Annotated in this window: 15 protein-coding genes; 4 read left to right on the forward strand and 11 right to left on the reverse strand. The window is 55.6% G+C overall.

Going from position 1 to position 17,550, the window contains the following annotated elements; all coding sequences use genetic code 11:
- Positions 1–22: 22 nt before the first annotated feature.
- The 3 genes from PbB2_RS04615 to folK form a co-directional block, all read right to left on the reverse strand.
- Complete coding sequence (locus PbB2_RS04615) at positions 23–2,263, reverse strand: RelA/SpoT family protein (protein ID WP_108984114.1); 2,241 nt, start codon at positions 2,261–2,263, stop codon at positions 23–25.
- Positions 2,264–2,278: 15 nt separating this feature from the next.
- Positions 2,279–2,632 (reverse strand): DNA-directed RNA polymerase subunit omega, encoded by a 354-nt coding sequence (gene rpoZ / locus PbB2_RS04620; RefSeq protein ID WP_108984115.1) that lies wholly within the window; start codon positions 2,630–2,632, stop codon positions 2,279–2,281.
- A 153-nt stretch (positions 2,633–2,785) separates the two neighbouring features.
- A complete protein-coding gene (gene folK, locus PbB2_RS16445; RefSeq protein WP_192576163.1) occupies positions 2,786–3,370 on the reverse strand; it encodes a 2-amino-4-hydroxy-6-hydroxymethyldihydropteridine diphosphokinase in 585 nt (194 codons plus the stop codon).
- A 1-nt stretch (position 3,371) separates the two neighbouring features.
- On the opposite strand from folK, the gene PbB2_RS04630 reads away from it, so the two are divergent.
- The gene (locus PbB2_RS04630) at positions 3,372–4,028 is read left to right on the forward strand and encodes a LabA-like NYN domain-containing protein (RefSeq protein ID WP_108984117.1); all 657 of its coding nucleotides are present in this window, start codon (positions 3,372–3,374) and stop codon (positions 4,026–4,028) included.
- Positions 4,029–4,169: 141 nt separating this feature from the next.
- Entirely contained in the window at positions 4,170–4,757 is a 588-nt protein-coding gene (locus PbB2_RS04635; RefSeq protein ID WP_305790441.1) for a uracil-DNA glycosylase, read from the forward strand.
- A gap of 5 nt (positions 4,758–4,762) precedes the next feature.
- On the opposite strand, the gene PbB2_RS04640 is transcribed toward PbB2_RS04635, so the two are convergent.
- Positions 4,763–6,001 carry an MFS transporter gene (locus tag PbB2_RS04640; RefSeq protein ID WP_108984119.1) on the reverse strand — a complete coding sequence of 413 codons (1,239 nt, stop codon included), beginning with the start codon at positions 5,999–6,001 and terminating at the stop codon, positions 4,763–4,765.
- Between the two features lie 130 nt (positions 6,002–6,131).
- Between PbB2_RS04640 and PbB2_RS04645 the strand changes: the two genes are divergently transcribed.
- Positions 6,132–7,346 carry a CaiB/BaiF CoA transferase family protein gene (locus tag PbB2_RS04645; protein WP_108984120.1) on the forward strand — a complete coding sequence of 405 codons (1,215 nt, stop codon included), beginning with the start codon at positions 6,132–6,134 and terminating at the stop codon, positions 7,344–7,346.
- Positions 7,347–7,356: 10 nt separating this feature from the next.
- Here the strand turns inward: PbB2_RS04645 and PbB2_RS04650 are convergent, their stop codons facing one another.
- The 7 genes from PbB2_RS04650 to tpiA all read right to left on the reverse strand — a co-directional run bounded on the left by PbB2_RS04650 (position 7,357) and on the right by tpiA (position 15,430).
- Positions 7,357–9,432: a S9 family peptidase gene (locus PbB2_RS04650; RefSeq protein WP_108984121.1), complete on the reverse strand. Its 2,076-nt coding sequence runs from the start codon at positions 9,430–9,432 to the stop codon at positions 7,357–7,359.
- 127 nt (positions 9,433–9,559) lie between these two features.
- Positions 9,560–9,742, reverse strand: a complete 183-nt coding sequence (gene rpmF, locus PbB2_RS04655; protein WP_108984122.1) for a 50S ribosomal protein L32 — start codon at positions 9,740–9,742, stop codon at positions 9,560–9,562.
- A gap of 268 nt (positions 9,743–10,010) precedes the next feature.
- Positions 10,011–11,312, reverse strand: coding sequence for a S1C family serine protease (locus PbB2_RS04660; RefSeq protein WP_133245719.1), 1,302 nt, complete (start codon positions 11,310–11,312; stop codon positions 10,011–10,013).
- Between the two features lie 65 nt (positions 11,313–11,377).
- Positions 11,378–13,015, reverse strand: a complete 1,638-nt coding sequence (locus tag PbB2_RS04665; RefSeq protein WP_108984124.1) for a CTP synthase — start codon at positions 13,013–13,015, stop codon at positions 11,378–11,380.
- 72 nt (positions 13,016–13,087) lie between these two features.
- Entirely contained in the window at positions 13,088–13,534 is a 447-nt protein-coding gene (gene secG / locus PbB2_RS16395; RefSeq protein ID WP_305790442.1) for a preprotein translocase subunit SecG, read from the reverse strand.
- Positions 13,535–13,628: 94 nt separating this feature from the next.
- The gene (locus PbB2_RS04675) at positions 13,629–14,609 is read right to left on the reverse strand and encodes a response regulator (RefSeq protein WP_108984125.1); all 981 of its coding nucleotides are present in this window, start codon (positions 14,607–14,609) and stop codon (positions 13,629–13,631) included.
- Between the two features lie 74 nt (positions 14,610–14,683).
- Positions 14,684–15,430: a triose-phosphate isomerase gene (gene tpiA, locus PbB2_RS04680; RefSeq protein ID WP_108984126.1), complete on the reverse strand. Its 747-nt coding sequence runs from the start codon at positions 15,428–15,430 to the stop codon at positions 14,684–14,686.
- 188 nt (positions 15,431–15,618) lie between these two features.
- Between tpiA and PbB2_RS04685 the strand changes: the two genes are divergently transcribed.
- Positions 15,619–17,544, forward strand: coding sequence for a peptidylprolyl isomerase (locus PbB2_RS04685; protein WP_108984127.1), 1,926 nt, complete (start codon positions 15,619–15,621; stop codon positions 17,542–17,544).
- Positions 17,545–17,550 lie beyond the last annotated feature (6 nt).

Consider the following 17,550-nt stretch of genomic DNA (forward strand, 5'->3'; position numbering starts at 1 on the left):
CACCCTGCCAGAGACCAAGGCCTCAACCGCGCAGGCGCTTGACGTCCACGACCACGGGCAAAGCACGCAAAGAAGCCGCAATCACGTTTAAATGTTTTGAATCCGCAACTTCGACATCGACCAAGAGATCAATAAAGTCTTCCCGGCGATTTTGTGCCCGCACATTGGTGATGTTGCCGTCGCATTCTGAAATGATTTTACCAACTTGGGCAAAAACGCCCTTGGTGTTCTCACAGCTCATGACCAGACGGCCAAGAGCCAAGCCATTGCGCTTGGCTTCATCGGTCCAGGCAAGGTCGATCCACTGATCTTCATTGGCATCATGCTCGGCCAGATGATCGCAGTCGATTGTGTGGACCTCAACCCCACGATCGGGCACCAAGACCCCGACAATCCGGTCACCCGGCAAAGGCGAGCAGCAGGGCATGAAATGCAATGCGACCCCGCCCATTAGATCCGAGCCGCGCACAAAGTCGCTGGCATGATCATTATCGATCATGAGGCGCGGCTCACCCAATGCGCTCTTGCGCACAAAACCCGGCACCGCTGCTTCGGCAAGGCTTGCACCGGTCAACCTCCCCCGACCAATGGCTGCATAAAGCTCATCCATCGTCTCATAATTGAGGCGCTGGCGGGCGTCTTCCAGATTGACCTCTTCAGGATTGAGACCCACCCGGCGCAGCGCATGCCCAGCCAGTCGGCGGCCCAAAGTGGCGAACTCTTCCCGCTCACTCTCGCGCACCAAACGGCGAATTGCAGATCGCGCTTTGCCGGTAACGGCAACCGATTCCCAATCAGCCACCGGTCTGCGAATGTCCGAGCGCAGAATCTCGACCACATCGCCATTGACCAAAGCGGTCCGCAAAGGTCGCTCCTCGCCATTGATCCGCGCGCCCACAGTGGTGTCCCCGATCCGAGTGTGCACCGCATAGGCAAAATCAAGCGGGGTCGCCCCATAGGGCAGCACGATCAAATCGCCCTTCGGTGTGAACGCGAACACCTGATCTTGGAACATTTCCAGCTTGGCGTTTTCCAGAAACTCTTCTGGATCGCCGCCATGCTCAAGGATCTCCACCAGATTGCGCAAGGGTGCCAAAGGATCAGCCTGACGCGTATCAAGGGGATGATAGCCATAGGTGCTGTTTTTATAGCGCCAATGCGCTGCCACCCCATCCTCGGCAATTCGGTTCATCTCTTCGGAGCGGATTTGAATGTCGACAGACGTCGAACTTGGTCCAACCACGCCGGTATGGATCGACCGGTAGCCGTTCGGCTTGGGAACCGAAATGAAGTCCTTGAAGCGGCCAGGCACACATGACCAAGCTGAATGGATCACGCCCAAAGCCGCATAGCATTGAGCGGCATCAGCCACGATCACCCGAAACCCATAAAGATCAGAAACATCGGAGAAAGAGATCGATTTGCGTTCCAGCTTTTTCCAAATGGAATAGGCCCGCTTCTCGCGACCGACAACGCGCGCCTCAATGCCGGCTGCCTCTAGGGCGGCGCTAATTTTTTGGGTTACAGTGGCCACCGCCCCTGCCCGCTCAGCACGCAGATTGGCCAATTGCTCATTGATCGTCTTACAGGCTTCAGGATGGAGGTGTTGGAAAGCCAATTCCTCCAACTCACCTGAAAAGCGTTGAATCCCCATGCGTCGGGCCAAGGGGGCGTAGATGTCGGCAGTCTCGCGCGCGATACGTTGACGCTTTTCCCGCTTCTTGATGAAGTGCAGCGTGCGCATATTGTGCAGTCGGTCTGCCAATTTCACCAACAGAACCCGTACATCCTTGGACAAGGCCAGGATGAATTTCTGCAGATTCTCTGCCTGTTTGGTCCGGTTAGAATTGAGCTCAAGCTGGGAGAGTTTCGTCACCCCATCAACCAATTGGGCCACCTCATCGCCGAACAGCTTGGCAATCTCTGCACTGGTGGCGGTGGTGTCCTCGACCGTATCATGCAGTAGGCCGGTAATAATCGAGGCTTGATCAAGGCGCAGTTCGGTCAGAATGCCTGCGACTTCGATGGGATGAGCAAAATAAGGGTCGCCCGAGGCTCGCAGCTGACTGCCATGGCGCTGCATGGCAAATACATAGGCGCGGTTGATCGCATCCTCATTGACATCTGGATCATAGGCGCGGATGCGATCAATCAGCTCATATTGACGCAAAATGCGGCCCCGACTGGGAGGCCGCACGTTCTGCGCCGGGAAAGGCAATTCCCCAGTTTGATCTAAAGCATCCGTGGCCCTGCCATCATCCATGCCAAACCCTTTACATCAGTAAGGGTCTTCGCGGACAGCTTCCTGTTCTTGTTGCAAGGCGCGCAGCACATCGTCCTCGGTCGCCAGAACGGGTGCTTCCAGAGCCAGAAGATCGCTTTCTTCCTCCTCACGGACAGCATGAGGCCGTACTTCGCGCAGTGAAGCCACCAGACCATCGCGCAGGTCCTCAGTCTCAATCGTCGCATCGGCAATCTCACGCAGCGCAACAACGGGATCCTTGTCGCGATCACGGTCGAGAGTCAGGGCAGCACCGCCCGAAATCTGCCGCGCGCGGTGCGCCGCAAACAATACCAGAGAAAACCTATTTGGGACGCGCTCAACGCAATCCTCTACCGTCACGCGGGCCATATATCTAATCCTGTCGGAAAGTGGATGTTTCTTTTAGGCGAGTTTGTGAGATTTCTCAACACGGACACACACATACGGTGCGCAGGCCATCCTAAGCACCCTGTTCCACGCGATAAGTCAGCCTCTGCGGCACGTCTCCCGCCTCCAAGAAACTCAAGAAATGACCCGCCGGCACTGGTTTAAGCTGCCCGAGGCCTCCAACCTGTCCAGAAGAACCCGGCCTGCGAGCCCGCTTACCGGGTCCACCCAGTCAGGCGCGATCTCCAAAAGCGGCAAAAGTACGAAATCACGTTGACCAATGCGCGGATGGGGGAGACATAAGTCTGCATGATCTGCCCAAATCTGGCCATGATAATCTAATAGATCGAGATCTATGGTTCGGCTGGCCCAGCGGTCAGATTTCGAACGCATACGTGCTAATTTGTCTTCAATCCAGTGCAAGCGAGATAGTAAGGCCAAGGGATCATTATCTGCGGGTGCTACCCGGCAGACAGCATTGATATAGTCTGGTTTCCGTGGGTCTACCGGCCAGGCATGGCTGGTCCACAATGATGACAAGGTGGTGACAGTGTCGCCGTTTTGTGATAACAAATTAACTGCCTGTAAGATCAAATCACGAGGCTTATTTCGTCCCAAGCCTAGATTTGATCCTAGGCCAACATATATCCCGGTTTCACTGTTCCTTGATTTCGGACTTTGAAGATCAGGAAGGCATTGTTCAGAGGAAGGCCGCGTCAAGATGACTTTTTATCCTAATGAGCGAATCGCTCTGTTTATCGATGGTGCGAACTTTTATGCGGCCGCAAGGACGCTGGGTTTCGACGTCGATTATCGGAAGCTTCTTGAGGAATTCAAGAAGCGCGGGCGGCTTGTTCGGGCAAGTTATTACACCGCCATTCTCGAAGATGTCGAATACAGCCCTGTGCGTCCATTGGCTGATTGGCTTGATTACAACGGCTTCAATGTGATCACAAAGCCCGCCAAAGAATTTACTGATTCGATGGGCCGCCGGCGCGTCAAAGGCGATATGGACATCGAAATCGCTGTCGACATGATGGAACTGGCCCCTCATGTTGATCATATTGTGCTGTTTTCCGGTGATGGCGATTTCCGCGTGTTGCTTGAAGCAGTCCAGCGTCGCGGCCCGCGGGTGTCTGTGGTCTCCTCTATCAAAACCCAACCCCCGATGATTGCAGACGAATTACGTCGCCAAGCCGATACATTTATCGATCTGGCAGATTTGGCGTCGCTGATCGGTCGGCCACCCCGTCCTGACGGGTTTGAAAACACCCGCGCGAATATGCGCCCTGGCCGGCTCTCATCGGACGATGATTATGCCGATGAGTTCGAGGATGATGTCGACAGCCTCGATGATGAACTTGAAGGCGAAGCCTAAAGAATTTGGACAAAAGCCGTGCCAGCTGGCATGACTTTGCCTATGTCTACAAAATCGACCCCATCTTTGTGCCAAGGGCCTATCCAGTCGGGTGGGCCCTTTGGTTTGGCCGCGCGTGATTGTCCCCTGTGTCCACGGCTCGTGGCTTATCGGGCAGAGAATCAACGACAGAACCCGGACTGGTTTAATGGACCGGCTCCAGCCTTTGGTGATCGGGAAGCCTGGCTCCTGATTGTTGGCCTTGCGCCTGGAAGAACCGGGGCCAACCGCACCGGTAGACCCTTTACGGGCGATTGGGCAGGCGATCTTCTCTATGCCACTTTGGCCAAGGCCGGCCTGTCAGAGGGAAATTATGCAGCACATGCCGATGATGGCCTAAGGCTCAAAGGCGTGATGATTACCAATGCGGTGCAATGCGCACCACCTGCCAACAAGCCAGAACCCTCCGAGATCGCCCAATGTGCGCCCTTCCTTCAGGCGCGCATCCGATCAATGACAACGCTCACCAGCCTCTTATGTCTGGGCAAAATCAGCCATGATGCCACCATTCGCGTCCTAGGCGGCAAACCGTCAGCACATAAGTTCGCGCATGGGGCTGTTCACGAGATTGCCGGCATGCGCCTCTATGACAGCTATCATTGCAGTCGCTACAACACCAATACCGGACGCTTAACGACGGCCATGTTCGAAGCCGTGTTTGCCCGCATTCAAGCCGACCAGGCGCGATGAACGCTCTAGGCTTCGGCCTTCTGGTAGCGTGGTAATGTCAGCATCAGAATCCCCGCGATCACAAGACCAACACTGGAAATGATCAAGACAAGGTCATAGCTCTTAAGAGTGTCATATGCCATGCCAAAAGCCAAAGGACTGATCCCGGCACCGAGGGTATAAAACACATATTGCCAGCCATAAATCTTACCGTAGTTTTTCATGCCAAAGTAGCGGCTGGTGAAAAAGGCAATAAGATCAAGCTCCGCACCCAAGGCGACACCGACCAATATGACCGCGACAACTGCGGGTCCATGGCCACCACCCATCAGCAGATAACAACCAATCGCCGGGATGGCAAAGCAGGCTGCGGCAATCGGCGGGGCGTGAAACTTGTCGATCAGATAGCCGACCGCCAAGCGCGAGACCAGAATTGACACCCCAATCAGACTGGCAATCTGGGCAGCCTGCCCCTTCGACATGCCATTATCGGTCATCATGGCTATGATATGAATGGCAATGCCGCTCATGGCGAACGTGACCAGGAAGAAGGCAATGCCCATTTTCCAGAATGTTCCAGTTCCTGCAGCTTCCTTCAAGCTAACGCCTGGAAGGGCTGCTAAAGCCTGCGCGTCGCGTACTTGCACCCGGTCCCTAAACAAAAGCAGAAACACTGGTAGCCACAACACCAGAATAAGGCCGATGGCGACATAGAACACACCCTTCCAGCCAAATTCATCGACGCCAAGCCGATATAGAATGGGCAAAGTAATGGCGGCCAATGAAGTTCCAAGCAGGGTGAGGCCAAGAGCCAGCCCACGCGCGCGGTCAAACCATTGATTGATCGCCCGGGTATAGGTGAGCGGCAACGTGCCTGCCGCAGCAATCGTCATCAGGAAATATCCCAGCCAGAATTGCTTGAGGTCGCCATTATTCAGGGTGAGGATATACAAGGACAACGCCAATAGGAGCCCCGACACCAAAGCCACCGGACGCGATCCCAGGCGATCTGTCACCACCCCAGCCACATAGGAGGACAATAAATTGCCAATCCCCATGAGCGTGATCGCAGTGGACACTTCAGTCCGGCTCCAGCCGAAAGCTGCTTCCAATGGTCCAAACAGGCTTTGAACGGCATAAAAGGGCAAGGTTGCCAGCGAGGCATAGACACCGACAATGGATGCCAACAGGACCGGACCACCCTGAACAAATTCGTTCATCGGTTTAGATGCTGTCACCTGACCCTGCTGATCATGGACTGTCATGCTGTATGCCTCCCCCGCGCCGCATCACTGGCGGCCTCACCAACATTGATATATCTTTTCAAAGAAGCAAATGAAAAGAACGCGAACAATGCCTAAATCTCAGTATGAAATGCACACGCCTTCCCCGCCCATGTCGCTGGCGGGAGTTCGGGTGTTGGATTTATCCCGTGTCTTGGCGGGACCCTGGGCAACCCAGACCCTGGGTGACTTGGGTGCTGAGATTATCAAGATCGAACGGCCCGAAGTGGGTGATGATACGCGCGGCTGGGGTCCGCCCTTTCTGCCGGGCCAAGACGGCGAACGGGGAGATGCCGCTTATTATACCTGTGCCAATCGCAACAAATCCTCGGTCACGGTGGACTTTACCAAGCCTGAAGGCGCAGCACTTCTCACCCAGATCATACCAAGCTGTGACGTGTTGGTGGAAAACTTCAAAACAGGCGGACTGGCCAAATATGGCTTGGACTATGAAACTGTAGCCCGCCTCAATCCCCGTATTGTGTATTGCTCGATCACCGGTTTTGGCCATACCGGGCCGTCTGCAGCCAAGCCGGGCTATGATTATCTGGTCCAAGCCGCCGGCGGACTCATGAGTGTAACCGGCCAAGCCGACGGCACCCCAGGGGCTGAGCCCTTGAAGGTTGGCGTTGCTGTGGCAGATTTATTCACCGGGCTTTATGCCACAATCGCCATCTTGGCCGCGCTGCGCCATGCCGAGGCGACGGGTCAAGGCCAGCATATCGACATGGCTTTGATGGATTGCCAAGCGGCTGTTCTCGCCAATCAAGCGGCCAATTTTCTGGTCTCGGGAACAGTGCCGGGCCGCCTCGGAAATGCCCATCCCAATATCGCGCCTTATCAGGTGTTCCCCACCGCTGATGGCCATCTTGTGCTGGCCGTTGGCAATGATGGGCAGTGGCAGCAGTTTTGCGCCGCGGCTGGGCTGGATGTTCTGGCCCAAGATCCGCGCTTTGCCAGTAATGCGCAACGGGTCGCCAACCGAGACGCCCTGATCGCTTCCTTGCGCCCTGCCCTTTTGCAAGACACCACGTCAGGCTGGATGAGGCGGCTGGAGGCTGCTCAGGTGCCATGTGGGCCGATCCAGACAATTGATCAGGTGTTTGCTGATCCCCAAGTCATAGCCCGGCGCATGCGCGAGGACAAAGCCCGCCGCGATGGGACGGCCATTCCCTTGGTTGCCAATCCGATCAAGATGAGCCTGACCCCACCTGTGACCCGGCGTGCACCCCCAAGCCTTGGGGAAGACACTGAAACTGAGTTGCGCCAGCTTTTGGGGTTAAGTGATGCCCAGATTAGCGGCCTGCGCAATCGGGGCATCATCTAAACCGGCCTGCCTATTTGGCCTGAGCGCCGTCCACCTTCACATGGCCATCATACCAGCTGATCGTACTCAAGATCGCCGCCAGCCACTGGCTAGGACGTCCAAATCCGTGTCCCGCCTCGGGCAATCGGACCATGGCGCTTTCCACGCCCTGCAATTGTAAGGCTTGGAAATATTGCTCGGTCTCGCCCATCGGGGTGCGGAAGTCATTTTCCCCGGTGATCAGCAAGGTGGGTGTGCGCACATTGCCGACGAGCGACAAAGGTGAACGGGCCCAATATTTTTCAGGCTCTTCCCAGGGCATTTTGGCAAACCAATAGCTGCCCACCACCGCACCGATATCGCTGGCAAGGGCTTCTGATGTCCAATTGATCACCGGGCGCTTCACCGAGGCTGCGGCAAAGCGATTGGTCTTGCCAATGGCCCAGGACGATAAGACACCGCCCCCAGACCCACCGCCAATATAGAGCCGATTGGTGTCGATGAAGCCACGCGCGACAACGGCGTCCACGCTGCTCATCAAATCATCATGATCCTGACACGGGTAGCAAAGATTGATCAGATTGGCGAACTCCTCGCCATAACCAATCGAACCGCGCGGATTGGTGAATAAGGTCACATAGCCTGCCGCGGCATATAAATGATGGGTGATGGAGAACATCGGGCCATAATCGCTATGGGGGCCACCATGAATATCAAGCGCGAGGGGGTATTTTTTGTTGGGGTCAAAATTGGGGGGATACAGGATCCACCCATGGATTTTGCGGCCGTCGGCGGATGAGGGCGTCCAGATTTCTTCAAGCTTTCCAATCGTCTTGCCCGCACGCCAAGCCGCATTCATATCCCACAACAGAGTTTCCTTGCCTTGCGTCCACAAAGCCAAAGCAGCCGGACGATCCGGCTCGACGCTGGGATAGACAATCTTGATCCCATCGGTGGAATAGCTGCCACCTGAGGAGGGCAACAACAGTCGCGTGTTGCCGACTTCGGGTGTCATCACACTTAGTGCACCAGCTAGCGGGGCAAAACCAACTCGACTGATCCCGACATCTTGATAGAGGAAACTCAAACCCTTGCCGTCCTTTGCCCAGGAAATCTGGCTAACCGGACGATCCAGCTTGGCGGTTAGGTTGCGCGCAGCGACCGCCGGGCTCGTAGCTGAGAAACTGGCGACAAACATATCGGGGCGCTGGAACGACACCTTTTTGTTCGCCCAGCCGACATAAGCCAAAGTCTTGCCATCAGGGCTGAGTGTGGGACTATTCTCAAAACCGTCCGCATTTGTGACCTGGCGGGGTTTGCCACCACCTGCCGCAGGCCATGCGTAAATGTCGGTTTGTAGCGGCTTCAAATGGGCGTCTGGCGCGGGATTGCCGCTAACCAACACGACTGTGCCATCAGGGCTCCAAGACGGCGCATCATCTTCAGCCCCCCAATCCCCGGGGCCTTCGGTGATTTGGGTCAGAGCGCCGGTCGCGACATCGAGTGTGAAGACCTGATTATCGCCGGGTGTCAGCCAGCCATCGGGGTCGGTCCGATAAGGAAAAGTACGCACAACCCGCGCTGGAGCCGCCCAATTTGCCCCCTCGGGCTTTTCAGGCAGCTTATAGAGGTCATCAGGCTTAGCTTCGACCAGACTGACAAAAGCAAGCTTCTTGCCGTCTGGCGACCAGGAGAGAGATGACGGGGCCTGTTTCAGCGCAGTCATAGGACGCGCAATGCCGTCCTTGACCGAGAAAAGGAAGATTTGGGCCTTGGACCCATCCTTGCCCACAAAGGCAATCGAAGACCCGTCTGGTGACCAGCGCGCGCCCGACGGTGCCCGATCTGCCCCCACCAACAAGCGGCGCTGATCCCCTGCGCCACTGCCGGGAACCGGTACAAGCCACAATTCAGTCATCACCCGGTCGGTTTGAATGTCACGGGTCTGGCGCAACACAAGGACAGTGCGGCCATCGGGGGAAAGTTGTGGATCAAGTGGCTGCTCCAGCCGATAGAGGTCAAGCGGCTCAACCGGCTTTGCCGCTTCTGCCATTGCCGGGCCTGATACCAAGACCCATGCTGCAACCAATCCCATTCTCAGACGCATGGCCACCCTCCCACTGCAAACCAATGAGGTCTGTATCACGGGATATGGGCCTGTCGAGAGGCCTGGCCGCACAGCAAAAAGCCCCACCGAATGGCGGGGCTTTCTTCATCGCGATTTGATGACGCGCTTAGTCTTCTTTTGGCGTCAAAACCTGACGACCGCGATACATGCCGGTCTTGAGGTCAATGTGATGAGGACGACGCAACTCGCCCGAATCCTTGTCTTCGACATAGGTGTTCAGGCCCAGAGCATCGTGAGAGCGACGCATACCGCGACGGGATGGGGTAGTTTTGCGCTTTGGCACTGCCATGGTGCAGGTTCCATTTCAAAAGAAAGGGCGGCCCGTCAGGGGCCGCCAGAAAACTGAAGCGCGTCTCTACGCGCGCTCGCCTTCAAATGCAAGCCGTTATGCCAGTGATGTTTCAGGGTCGGGCGCGCTGAAAGGAGCAGGTAAGTTATGAGTTATCCTTGCAATTCAATTTGCTACTAGATTCGCCAAACAAAGTCGGGGTTGCCATCTAGGAAAACAAAGATCAAGTTCTGTCTTGGAACTCGATCTTACAAAATATCAATTAACACTACTCTGTAACATCTTCTTCTATCAACCCGAGAAATGAAACAGCTTCAGAAATTGGAATGAAGAAATTTACTCCAACTTGAGCCCCAGAGACTTGTAGCCCTGAGACAGTGATACCAACCACTTTTCCTTCGTTATCTAAGAGTGGACCGCCACTATTTCCCGGATTTACCGCAACATCGCTCTGCAGATACCGAAACCCTCCAACGATTCTGCTAGATGAGATCACACCCTGTGACACTGTGCCTTGAAACTGCATGCCAAATGGTGACCCTATTGCACGCACGGTACTACCAAGCTCGGGGATGGTTTGCGAAAGCTTGAAAGGTAATCTTGACCGATTATCTGTCTTTACTAGCGCAACGTCCCTTCCACGATCACTTCGCAATACGGTTCCAATTGTTTCAGCACCATCGCTCCATCGAACCCTAACTAAATTTGCATCGCCCACAACATGGCGGTTTGTCAGAATTAGTCCCTCGGTAGAAATCAAGAAACCACTCCCAGTCGACTGACCGTTAGACAAACTCACGACGGACCCTACTGATTGCTCTAAGCTATTACCCAGATAAGTCGCTGCTTTTTTGTATTTAAAGGGTGCGATTTTTGGAGCGGTGATGAGTTCGCCCTCCGAAAGCTTTTTTCCAACGAATACTTTCCTGAACTCCGCGCTATTAATCAGCTGTCGCACGTTCTCACCAAACGCTTCATCGAAGAGCATTAGGGGACCACCCGGCCCAGACTTTTGTCGGTTTACGCCGCCTCTCGTTGAGATTGCAGCAACGACTTTACGCTGCAGTCTTGAGTAAACCTGCCACTCAATGTCAAAGATAATTTGACCCTTTATGGTATCGAAATCGCCAAATCCGGCCATAATTGCGCAGATTTTTGCACTTGCTTGTTTGACCGTACCAGCAACCAAATACTCGGCCTCAGAAGTGTCAGATTCTTCAAATAGGTTGTCAGTACCACCGATAACGCGAAAACCTGTCTTTTCTAGTTCTTCTTTGAACACTTCATCGAATTCACCCGTATCAATTCTTACCTGCCCGCCACCCCAAACAAGTGTTTGAAATGGCAAACACAATACACCCCCCTGCAATTGCCCCCAAGTCTGCCCACGGTTCAATCGCGCTGTCACGCGGGAAAAAGCAACTGGCCGCGTTTCACTATCTATCGGAAGTGGGATAACATTGGTTTGAGGTGGTACAGAAGTACTCTGGGCAAGACCCATCGAAGGAACTGCAACCGCCAAACCGGTGCCAGCTGCCAATAGAGCCAACACAAAACCTTTGGTTATCAATTTTCAATCTCCACAATTAATCAACGAAACAAAATTATCGAAGTTAATGGGGTAGTCAACACCGCCTAGACCAACCGGCTCTGCACCAACGCCGCACGCACAAAGTCGGCAAACAGCGGATGCGGCTCAAAGGGGCGCGACTTGAGTTCTGGATGATATTGCACGCCAACAAACCACGGATGATCAGGGCGTTCGACAATTTCGGGCAACACCCCATCGGGGGACACACCAGAAAAGATCAGACCTTGCGCCTCCAATGCGTCACGATAGGCCATATTGACTTCGTAGCGGTGGCGATGACGCTCTTGGATCGACAATGCCCCACCATAGGCGCGTGACACCACAGAGTTAGCCTTCAACACGGCTGGATAGGCACCCAGACGCATGGTGCCGCCAAGATCGGTCTCTTCGCCGCGCACTTGACGCTCATTGCCCTTGACCCATTCGGTCATCAAACCGACCACCGGCTCAGACGTGGGGCCAAACTCGGTTGAGGAGGCCGCGTGAATACCTGCTTGGTGACGTGCTGCCTCTACGCACGCCATTTGCATCCCAAAGCAAATGCCGAAGAAGGGGATTTGGCGTTCGCGGGCAAATTGTACCGCCTTGATTTTACCCTCTGCCCCGGAATCGCCGAAAGCCCCCGGCACGAGGATGGCATCGACGCCTTCAAGTTCGGCATTGAGTGTGTCATCGCCTGAATCAAAAGCGCGCGCATCCACCCAATTGATGTTGACCTTCACATCATTGGCAAGGCCCCCATGGTGAAGAGCCTCGATCAGGGATTTATAGGCATCTTTCATGGCGGTATATTTACCCACCACTGCGATGGTCACGTCGCCATCAGGCGCGCGCAGCCGCTTGGAAATCGCCTGCCATTTGGACAAATCGGGTGCCGGCGCATCTTTGATCCCAAAGCGGGCCAATACTTCCCGATCCAGCCCCTCGGCATGATAATCCAGTGGCACCTCATAAATGTGGGCAGAATCAAGAGCCTGAATCACCGCGCTTGCGCGCACATTGGTGAAGAGCGCGATTTTGCGCTTTTCTTCCACTGGAATAGGTCGGTCACACCGACAAATCAGAATGTCTGGCTGGATGCCGATTGAGCGCAATTCCTTGACGCTATGCTGGGTCGGCTTGGTCTTCATCTCACCTGCTGTATTGATGTAAGGCAAGAGCGTGAGATGGATATAGACCGCCTGTTCAGGCTCTAATTCCTGGCCCAATTGGCGAATGGCTTCAAAGAAAGGCAGCCCTTCAATGTCACCTACCGTGCCGCCAATCTCACATAAGACAAAGTCGGCGTCGCCAGCATCGGAAAGCACGAAGTCTTTGATTGCATTGGTGACATGGGGGATCACCTGAATGGTCGCGCCCAGAAATTCACCCTTGCGTTCCTTGGCGATGATTTCCTGATAAATGCGCCCGGTGGTGATGTTATCAGCTTTGGCCGCCGACACGCCGGTAAAGCGCTCATAATGACCGAGGTCGAGGTCAGTCTCTGCACCATCATCGGTAACAAAGACCTCGCCATGCTGATAGGGGCTCATCGTGCCGGGATCAACATTGAGATAGGGGTCGAGTTTACGCAGCCGAACCTTATAGCCGCGCGCCTGCAGCAGCGCACCCAGCGCAGCCGATGCAATACCTTTTCCGAGCGAGGAAACCACGCCCCCAGTGATGAACACATATCGGGTCATGGGGGGTCGTTCTAATCCGCAACGCCCTCCCAAGGGAAGAGGCGTCACTGGAAAGAGTTGCGGATGAACCGCTTATTTCTTTTCGGCTGGCTGCGGTTCGGTTGCAGGACCCACTGGTGCCACAGGAGCAGCTGGCAAAGTGGTTAGCGGTTCTGATGCTGGGATTGCCCCTCCGGCAGGAGCAGCGCCAATTGTGTTGCCGGGGACAACAGGCACCGATAAATCAATTGCCTTGGTTGGCAAACCATCCTTGGTTTGGCCCGAGTTCATCAGTGAGTCGTCTGGACGGGCTGCCGACTTATTCATGATGGTCAGCGTCACGCTGGTCGCCAGGAATGCAATACCCAGCACCGTGGTGGTCCGTGTCATGAAATTGGCAGCAGACCGCCCCGACATCATGGACGAAGGTCCACCGCCCATACCTAAGGCCCCGCCACCCTCTGAACGTTGCAGCAAAATTGCGCCGATCAGTGCCAGGCAGATCAGAAGATGGATGATGAGGACGACTTGGATGAACATGGAAATGCCTGGGCCCTGAAGAAAGATGTCGGCTGGACGTCGAAAGGCTCAACCGCCGGATTGGGCTGCTATGTCGCTCTTTCAGGCCTAAACTTCAAGACACCAACGACAGCGCAAGCGTTTGACGCCGTTTGGCCCGCTCCTTTGCCCGATCAAGCCGTCCGCGCACCTTATCAAGTGTTTTCTCAAGTTCGGCCTTAAAGGCTTCCCCACCCTCAACCGCATAGGCGACATAGAGGGCCAGCGCCAGCTGACGTGTCAAATGGGCATTTTCAACCCGTTCAGGCCCCGGTGCACTGGTGCGCGCAGCCACGCCTTCCAGCACCATGGCAATTTCTTGGACTTCATCAATGTCGAGGCGCTTTGCGGCACGAACCAATTCGGCAGAGCTTTCAAGAAGGTCGACTACAAAGCCGGCGTTGGCGTCTCCGCGCCCTTTGGCCTGAATGGTGACTTCGGCAGCCATGGCGATGCGGCGCGCCAATTTAGCGAGGCGGTCTTGGTCAACTTTTCGGCGGGCTTGCGCAAGGATTTCAGCCTGCATGACAGGGTCGAACGTGGCCATTGTCACCCGGTCACGCAATGCATTGGGTGGATCGAAGGCTTCCGGTGCCATGGATTCACCACCCGTACGTCCGCGATCTGGCCCAACATAATCGGATGTCACCACAAATTGCTTGCGCGCGGTGATAATGGCGCGGACACGCTCGGTGGTTTGGATTTGTGAAAAGGGTCGCAACAACACGTCATCGCAGCCCACATTCATCAGCGACGCGACAAGGTCAGTAGAACCCGCCCACAATGTCGCAATCACGGGCACAAAAGGGTTGACCCCAAGCTCTCCCAAACGCTGGGCGCGCAAAAGTTCGACCACTTCCTCGTGGGCTTCAGTCGCTTCCACAACGAGAAGCGAGATATCCACGTCACGGAGTCGACGCCGAATTTCACGCAGTGAGGTCATGCCCTCAATGCGGCGAAATCCAATGCCATGGAGCACGGAGCGGGTCATCAGCATGTTGCCGCGTACCGGATCAAAGATCAGGACCGTTGCCGCTGCCAGTTTTTGCTTGTCCAAAGGACCGTCACCCCTTCAACCAGACGACCTGTTTGCCACAGGGTTGTTGCTAAGAGGTTACGATGATCGTGAAATTACGCTATCACCTTCAAAATTTTCAGAAATCCGTCGGCGGTTAAACTTGCCCCACCAACCAGAGCGCCACCGACATGGGCGGTCTTCAACAACTCGGCGGCATTTTGAGCGTTTACAGAACCACCATAGAGAATGGGAATTGTCGCCCCAATCGGTCCAAAACGCCCAACCAAGAAATTGTGGATCGCCCCGTGCATGATCGCCACATCCTGCGGGCTGGCCACCAGCCCCGTCCCGATTGCCCAAACTGGCTCATAGGCAAGGATAAACTGTCCTGATGCAAAACCATCGGGGATGGAGCCTTCAACCTGCGCCAAAACGACTGCTTCGGCCTTGCCAGCCTCGCGTTCGGCGCGCGTCTCTCCCACACAAATGATCGGCGTCAATCCAGCCCGCAAGCCAGCTTCTGCTTTGGCCTTCACGATTGCGCTGGTCTCCCCGTGATCGGCACGGCGCTCTGAATGACCCACGATAACATATGCAGCACCGGCATCCTTGAGCATTTCGGCGGACACATCACCTGTATGGGGCCCAGAGACACGCGCATGGCAATCCTGCCCGCCGGTGCTGAGGCCGGTTCCCGCCACGGCCTCACTCAATCGAGCCAATAAGGTTGCGGGCGGACAAATCGTCAGCGAAACACCGCGGCGGGACGCATCACCTGCCTCGGCTGCGATCTGCCGGGCTTCGTCCAAGGAGGCCTCAAGGCCGTTCATTTTCCAATTGCCCACCAACACGATCGTCATGCCGATTTCTCCACGCCAAACAGTTTGGACGTCGGCTTAGGCAAGTCTGATCGGATTGGCAAATGACGCGTCCGTGGGCAGAGCTTTAGGCTCGTCGTCTGCAAGACCAAGCCAACCGAGTGCAGGCCTTGCCTTGCCCCTTGTTCCAACGATCCTTATGCTCAGGGGAAACTTTTTCAGGATCCCCCATGCTCACCGCGTTTCGAAAATTTGCCCGTTCGTGGGTCTCTGCGATCATCATCGGTTTGTTGGTCATTTCCTTTGGCATCTGGGGCGTCAGCGATGTCTTCACGCGGGGGCCAAGTGATGCTGTGGCCCGCGTTGCCGGGGAGTCCATTAGTCAAAACGAATATCGGGCAGAATTCGACCGCCTTCTCAAGCGGGCCAAAGAAGAAGCCAAGCGTGATGTCACCACCGAGGAAGCTCGCGCACAGGGCTTTGACAGCAATGTGCTGGAGCAATTGGTAGCCGGAAAGGCATTTGAGGCCTTCACCACCAGCTTGGGTCTGCGGGCACCTGATGCTCTGGTAAAGTCTGAAATCGCCAAGATTCCGGCCTTCCAAGACCAATTCACCCGCCGCTTCAGCCAAACCAGCTATGAAGCGGCCCTGCGTGAGAATGGCTTCACGTCGACTGAATTTGAAAACCGGGTTCGCGCAGACATCAGCCGCCAATATCTGACTTTGGCAGTCAGTTCAGGGTTACGCGCACCCAAAGTCTATGCCAGCCAGACTTTGGCCTTCGGGACTGAGCGGCGCATGGTCACTATCGTGCCGATCCCCGCCAGTCTGGTTGGTGGCCCCCGGCAACCCAATGATGCGCAATTAAAGGCCCTCTATGAGGAAAGCCGCGCGCAATTGACTCAGCCTGAAACGCGCGATCTGACCATGGTCCTGACAAGCCTGACTGATTTTGAAGCCAAGGTGAAAGTCGATGAGGCCCAAGCTCGTCAGATTTTTGAGAGCAATAAGGCCCGCCTGTCCAAGCCGGCAAAACGGGGGCTGATCCAATTGGTGAGCTCAGACAGAGCCAAAGCGGATCAGGCCGCGACCCGGTTGCGCGCTGGAGAAGACCCTGCAGCCATTGCGAAAGCACTTGGCCTGACATTACCGGTTATCCTGTCCAATGTGACGATTGACGGCATTCCCGATCAAAATGTCGGCAAAGCCGCTTTTGCCATGAATAAGGGCGATGTGCAGGTTGTCGCTGCCAAGTTACAGCCTTTTGCGGCCATTAAAGTCACTGATGCGGTCGAGGCCAAAGAAGCCCGCTTTGAGGAGAACTCGGCAGAAATCTTCACCCAATTGCGTCAGACCGCTGCCGGGGAACTGATAACTGATGCCACCGAGGCCTATGACGAAGCCATCTCAAGCGGCGCGAGCATGGAGGCTGCCGCGACAAAGGCAGGCTTTAAACTGGTGCAGATCAAGGGTGTGACGGCTCAAGGCACCGTAGCTGCCAATGGCCAACCCGTGGCTGAATTGGCTGACGCGCCGAGCCTGCTCAAGGATGCTTTTTCGGGCGGCAAAGGCGACATGACTGATCTCGTCTCCATTCCCAAAGACCGCTATGCGGCGGTGCGCGTAGATGCTGTAACACCTGCAGCCCCACCAGCACTTGAAAGTATTCGCGCTGAATTGACAGCCGAGTGGATCCGCCGGGATATACGGAAGCGGGCGGAGGATAAGGCACGCGAGGTGATGACCGAGGCCGGCAAATCTGGTCTGGAAGCAGCAGCGGCCAAGTTTAATCTGCCTGTCGCGCGTCAGCCCCAACCCCTGCAGCGTGGTCAAGGCGGGCCCCAGCTCAGCCAAGCGGTATTCTCCGCCAAAAAGGGTGCCATTGTTATGGCCCCGACCGCCAATGGGGTCGAATATTCCATTGTGCGCATTGATGAGGTGCTCAAGGACAATGAAGCCCAAGTGCCTGACCGTCTTATTCAGGCCGAAAATGCGGTTCGCAGCAGCGTGCAGCGCGATTTGGTTGCCTCGATTGAGCGGGTGGCACGTGACCGGGCCAAGGTCCAGCTCTTCCCCAAGATGATGGGGCGGGCGCTGGGTGACACGGCTGAGACCGATGCAGCCAAGGCCGGTAGCGCGGCAAAGAAACAATAGGCCCCG

It is taken from the genome of Candidatus Phycosocius bacilliformis (genome assembly GCF_003112735.1).
GTDB lineage: Bacteria > Pseudomonadota > Alphaproteobacteria > Caulobacterales > Aquidulcibacteraceae > Aquidulcibacter > Aquidulcibacter bacilliformis.

What these genes read in the sequence shown, in the direction of transcription:
- PbB2_RS04615 (WP_108984114.1), bottom strand. Translation starts at nt 2,263, where the DNA reads ATGGATGATGGCAGGGCCACGGATGCTTTAGATCAAACTGGGGAATTG.
- rpoZ (WP_108984115.1), bottom strand. Translation starts at nt 2,632, where the DNA reads ATGGCCCGCGTGACGGTAGAGGATTGCGTTGAGCGCGTCCCAAATAGG.
- PbB2_RS04630 (WP_108984117.1), top strand. Translation starts at nt 3,372, where the DNA reads ATGACTTTTTATCCTAATGAGCGAATCGCTCTGTTTATCGATGGTGCG.
- PbB2_RS04640 (WP_108984119.1), bottom strand. Translation starts at nt 6,001, where the DNA reads ATGACAGTCCATGATCAGCAGGGTCAGGTGACAGCATCTAAACCGATG.
- PbB2_RS04645 (WP_108984120.1), top strand. Translation starts at nt 6,132, where the DNA reads ATGTCGCTGGCGGGAGTTCGGGTGTTGGATTTATCCCGTGTCTTGGCG.
- PbB2_RS04650 (WP_108984121.1), bottom strand. Translation starts at nt 9,432, where the DNA reads ATGCGTCTGAGAATGGGATTGGTTGCAGCATGGGTCTTGGTATCAGGC.
- rpmF (WP_108984122.1), bottom strand. Translation starts at nt 9,742, where the DNA reads ATGGCAGTGCCAAAGCGCAAAACTACCCCATCCCGTCGCGGTATGCGT.
- PbB2_RS04665 (WP_108984124.1), bottom strand. Translation starts at nt 13,015, where the DNA reads ATGACCCGATATGTGTTCATCACTGGGGGCGTGGTTTCCTCGCTCGGA.
- secG (WP_305790442.1), bottom strand. Translation starts at nt 13,534, where the DNA reads ATGTTCATCCAAGTCGTCCTCATCATCCATCTTCTGATCTGCCTGGCA.
- tpiA (WP_108984126.1), bottom strand. Translation starts at nt 15,430, where the DNA reads ATGACGATCGTGTTGGTGGGCAATTGGAAAATGAACGGCCTTGAGGCC.
- PbB2_RS04685 (WP_108984127.1), top strand. Translation starts at nt 15,619, where the DNA reads ATGCTCACCGCGTTTCGAAAATTTGCCCGTTCGTGGGTCTCTGCGATC.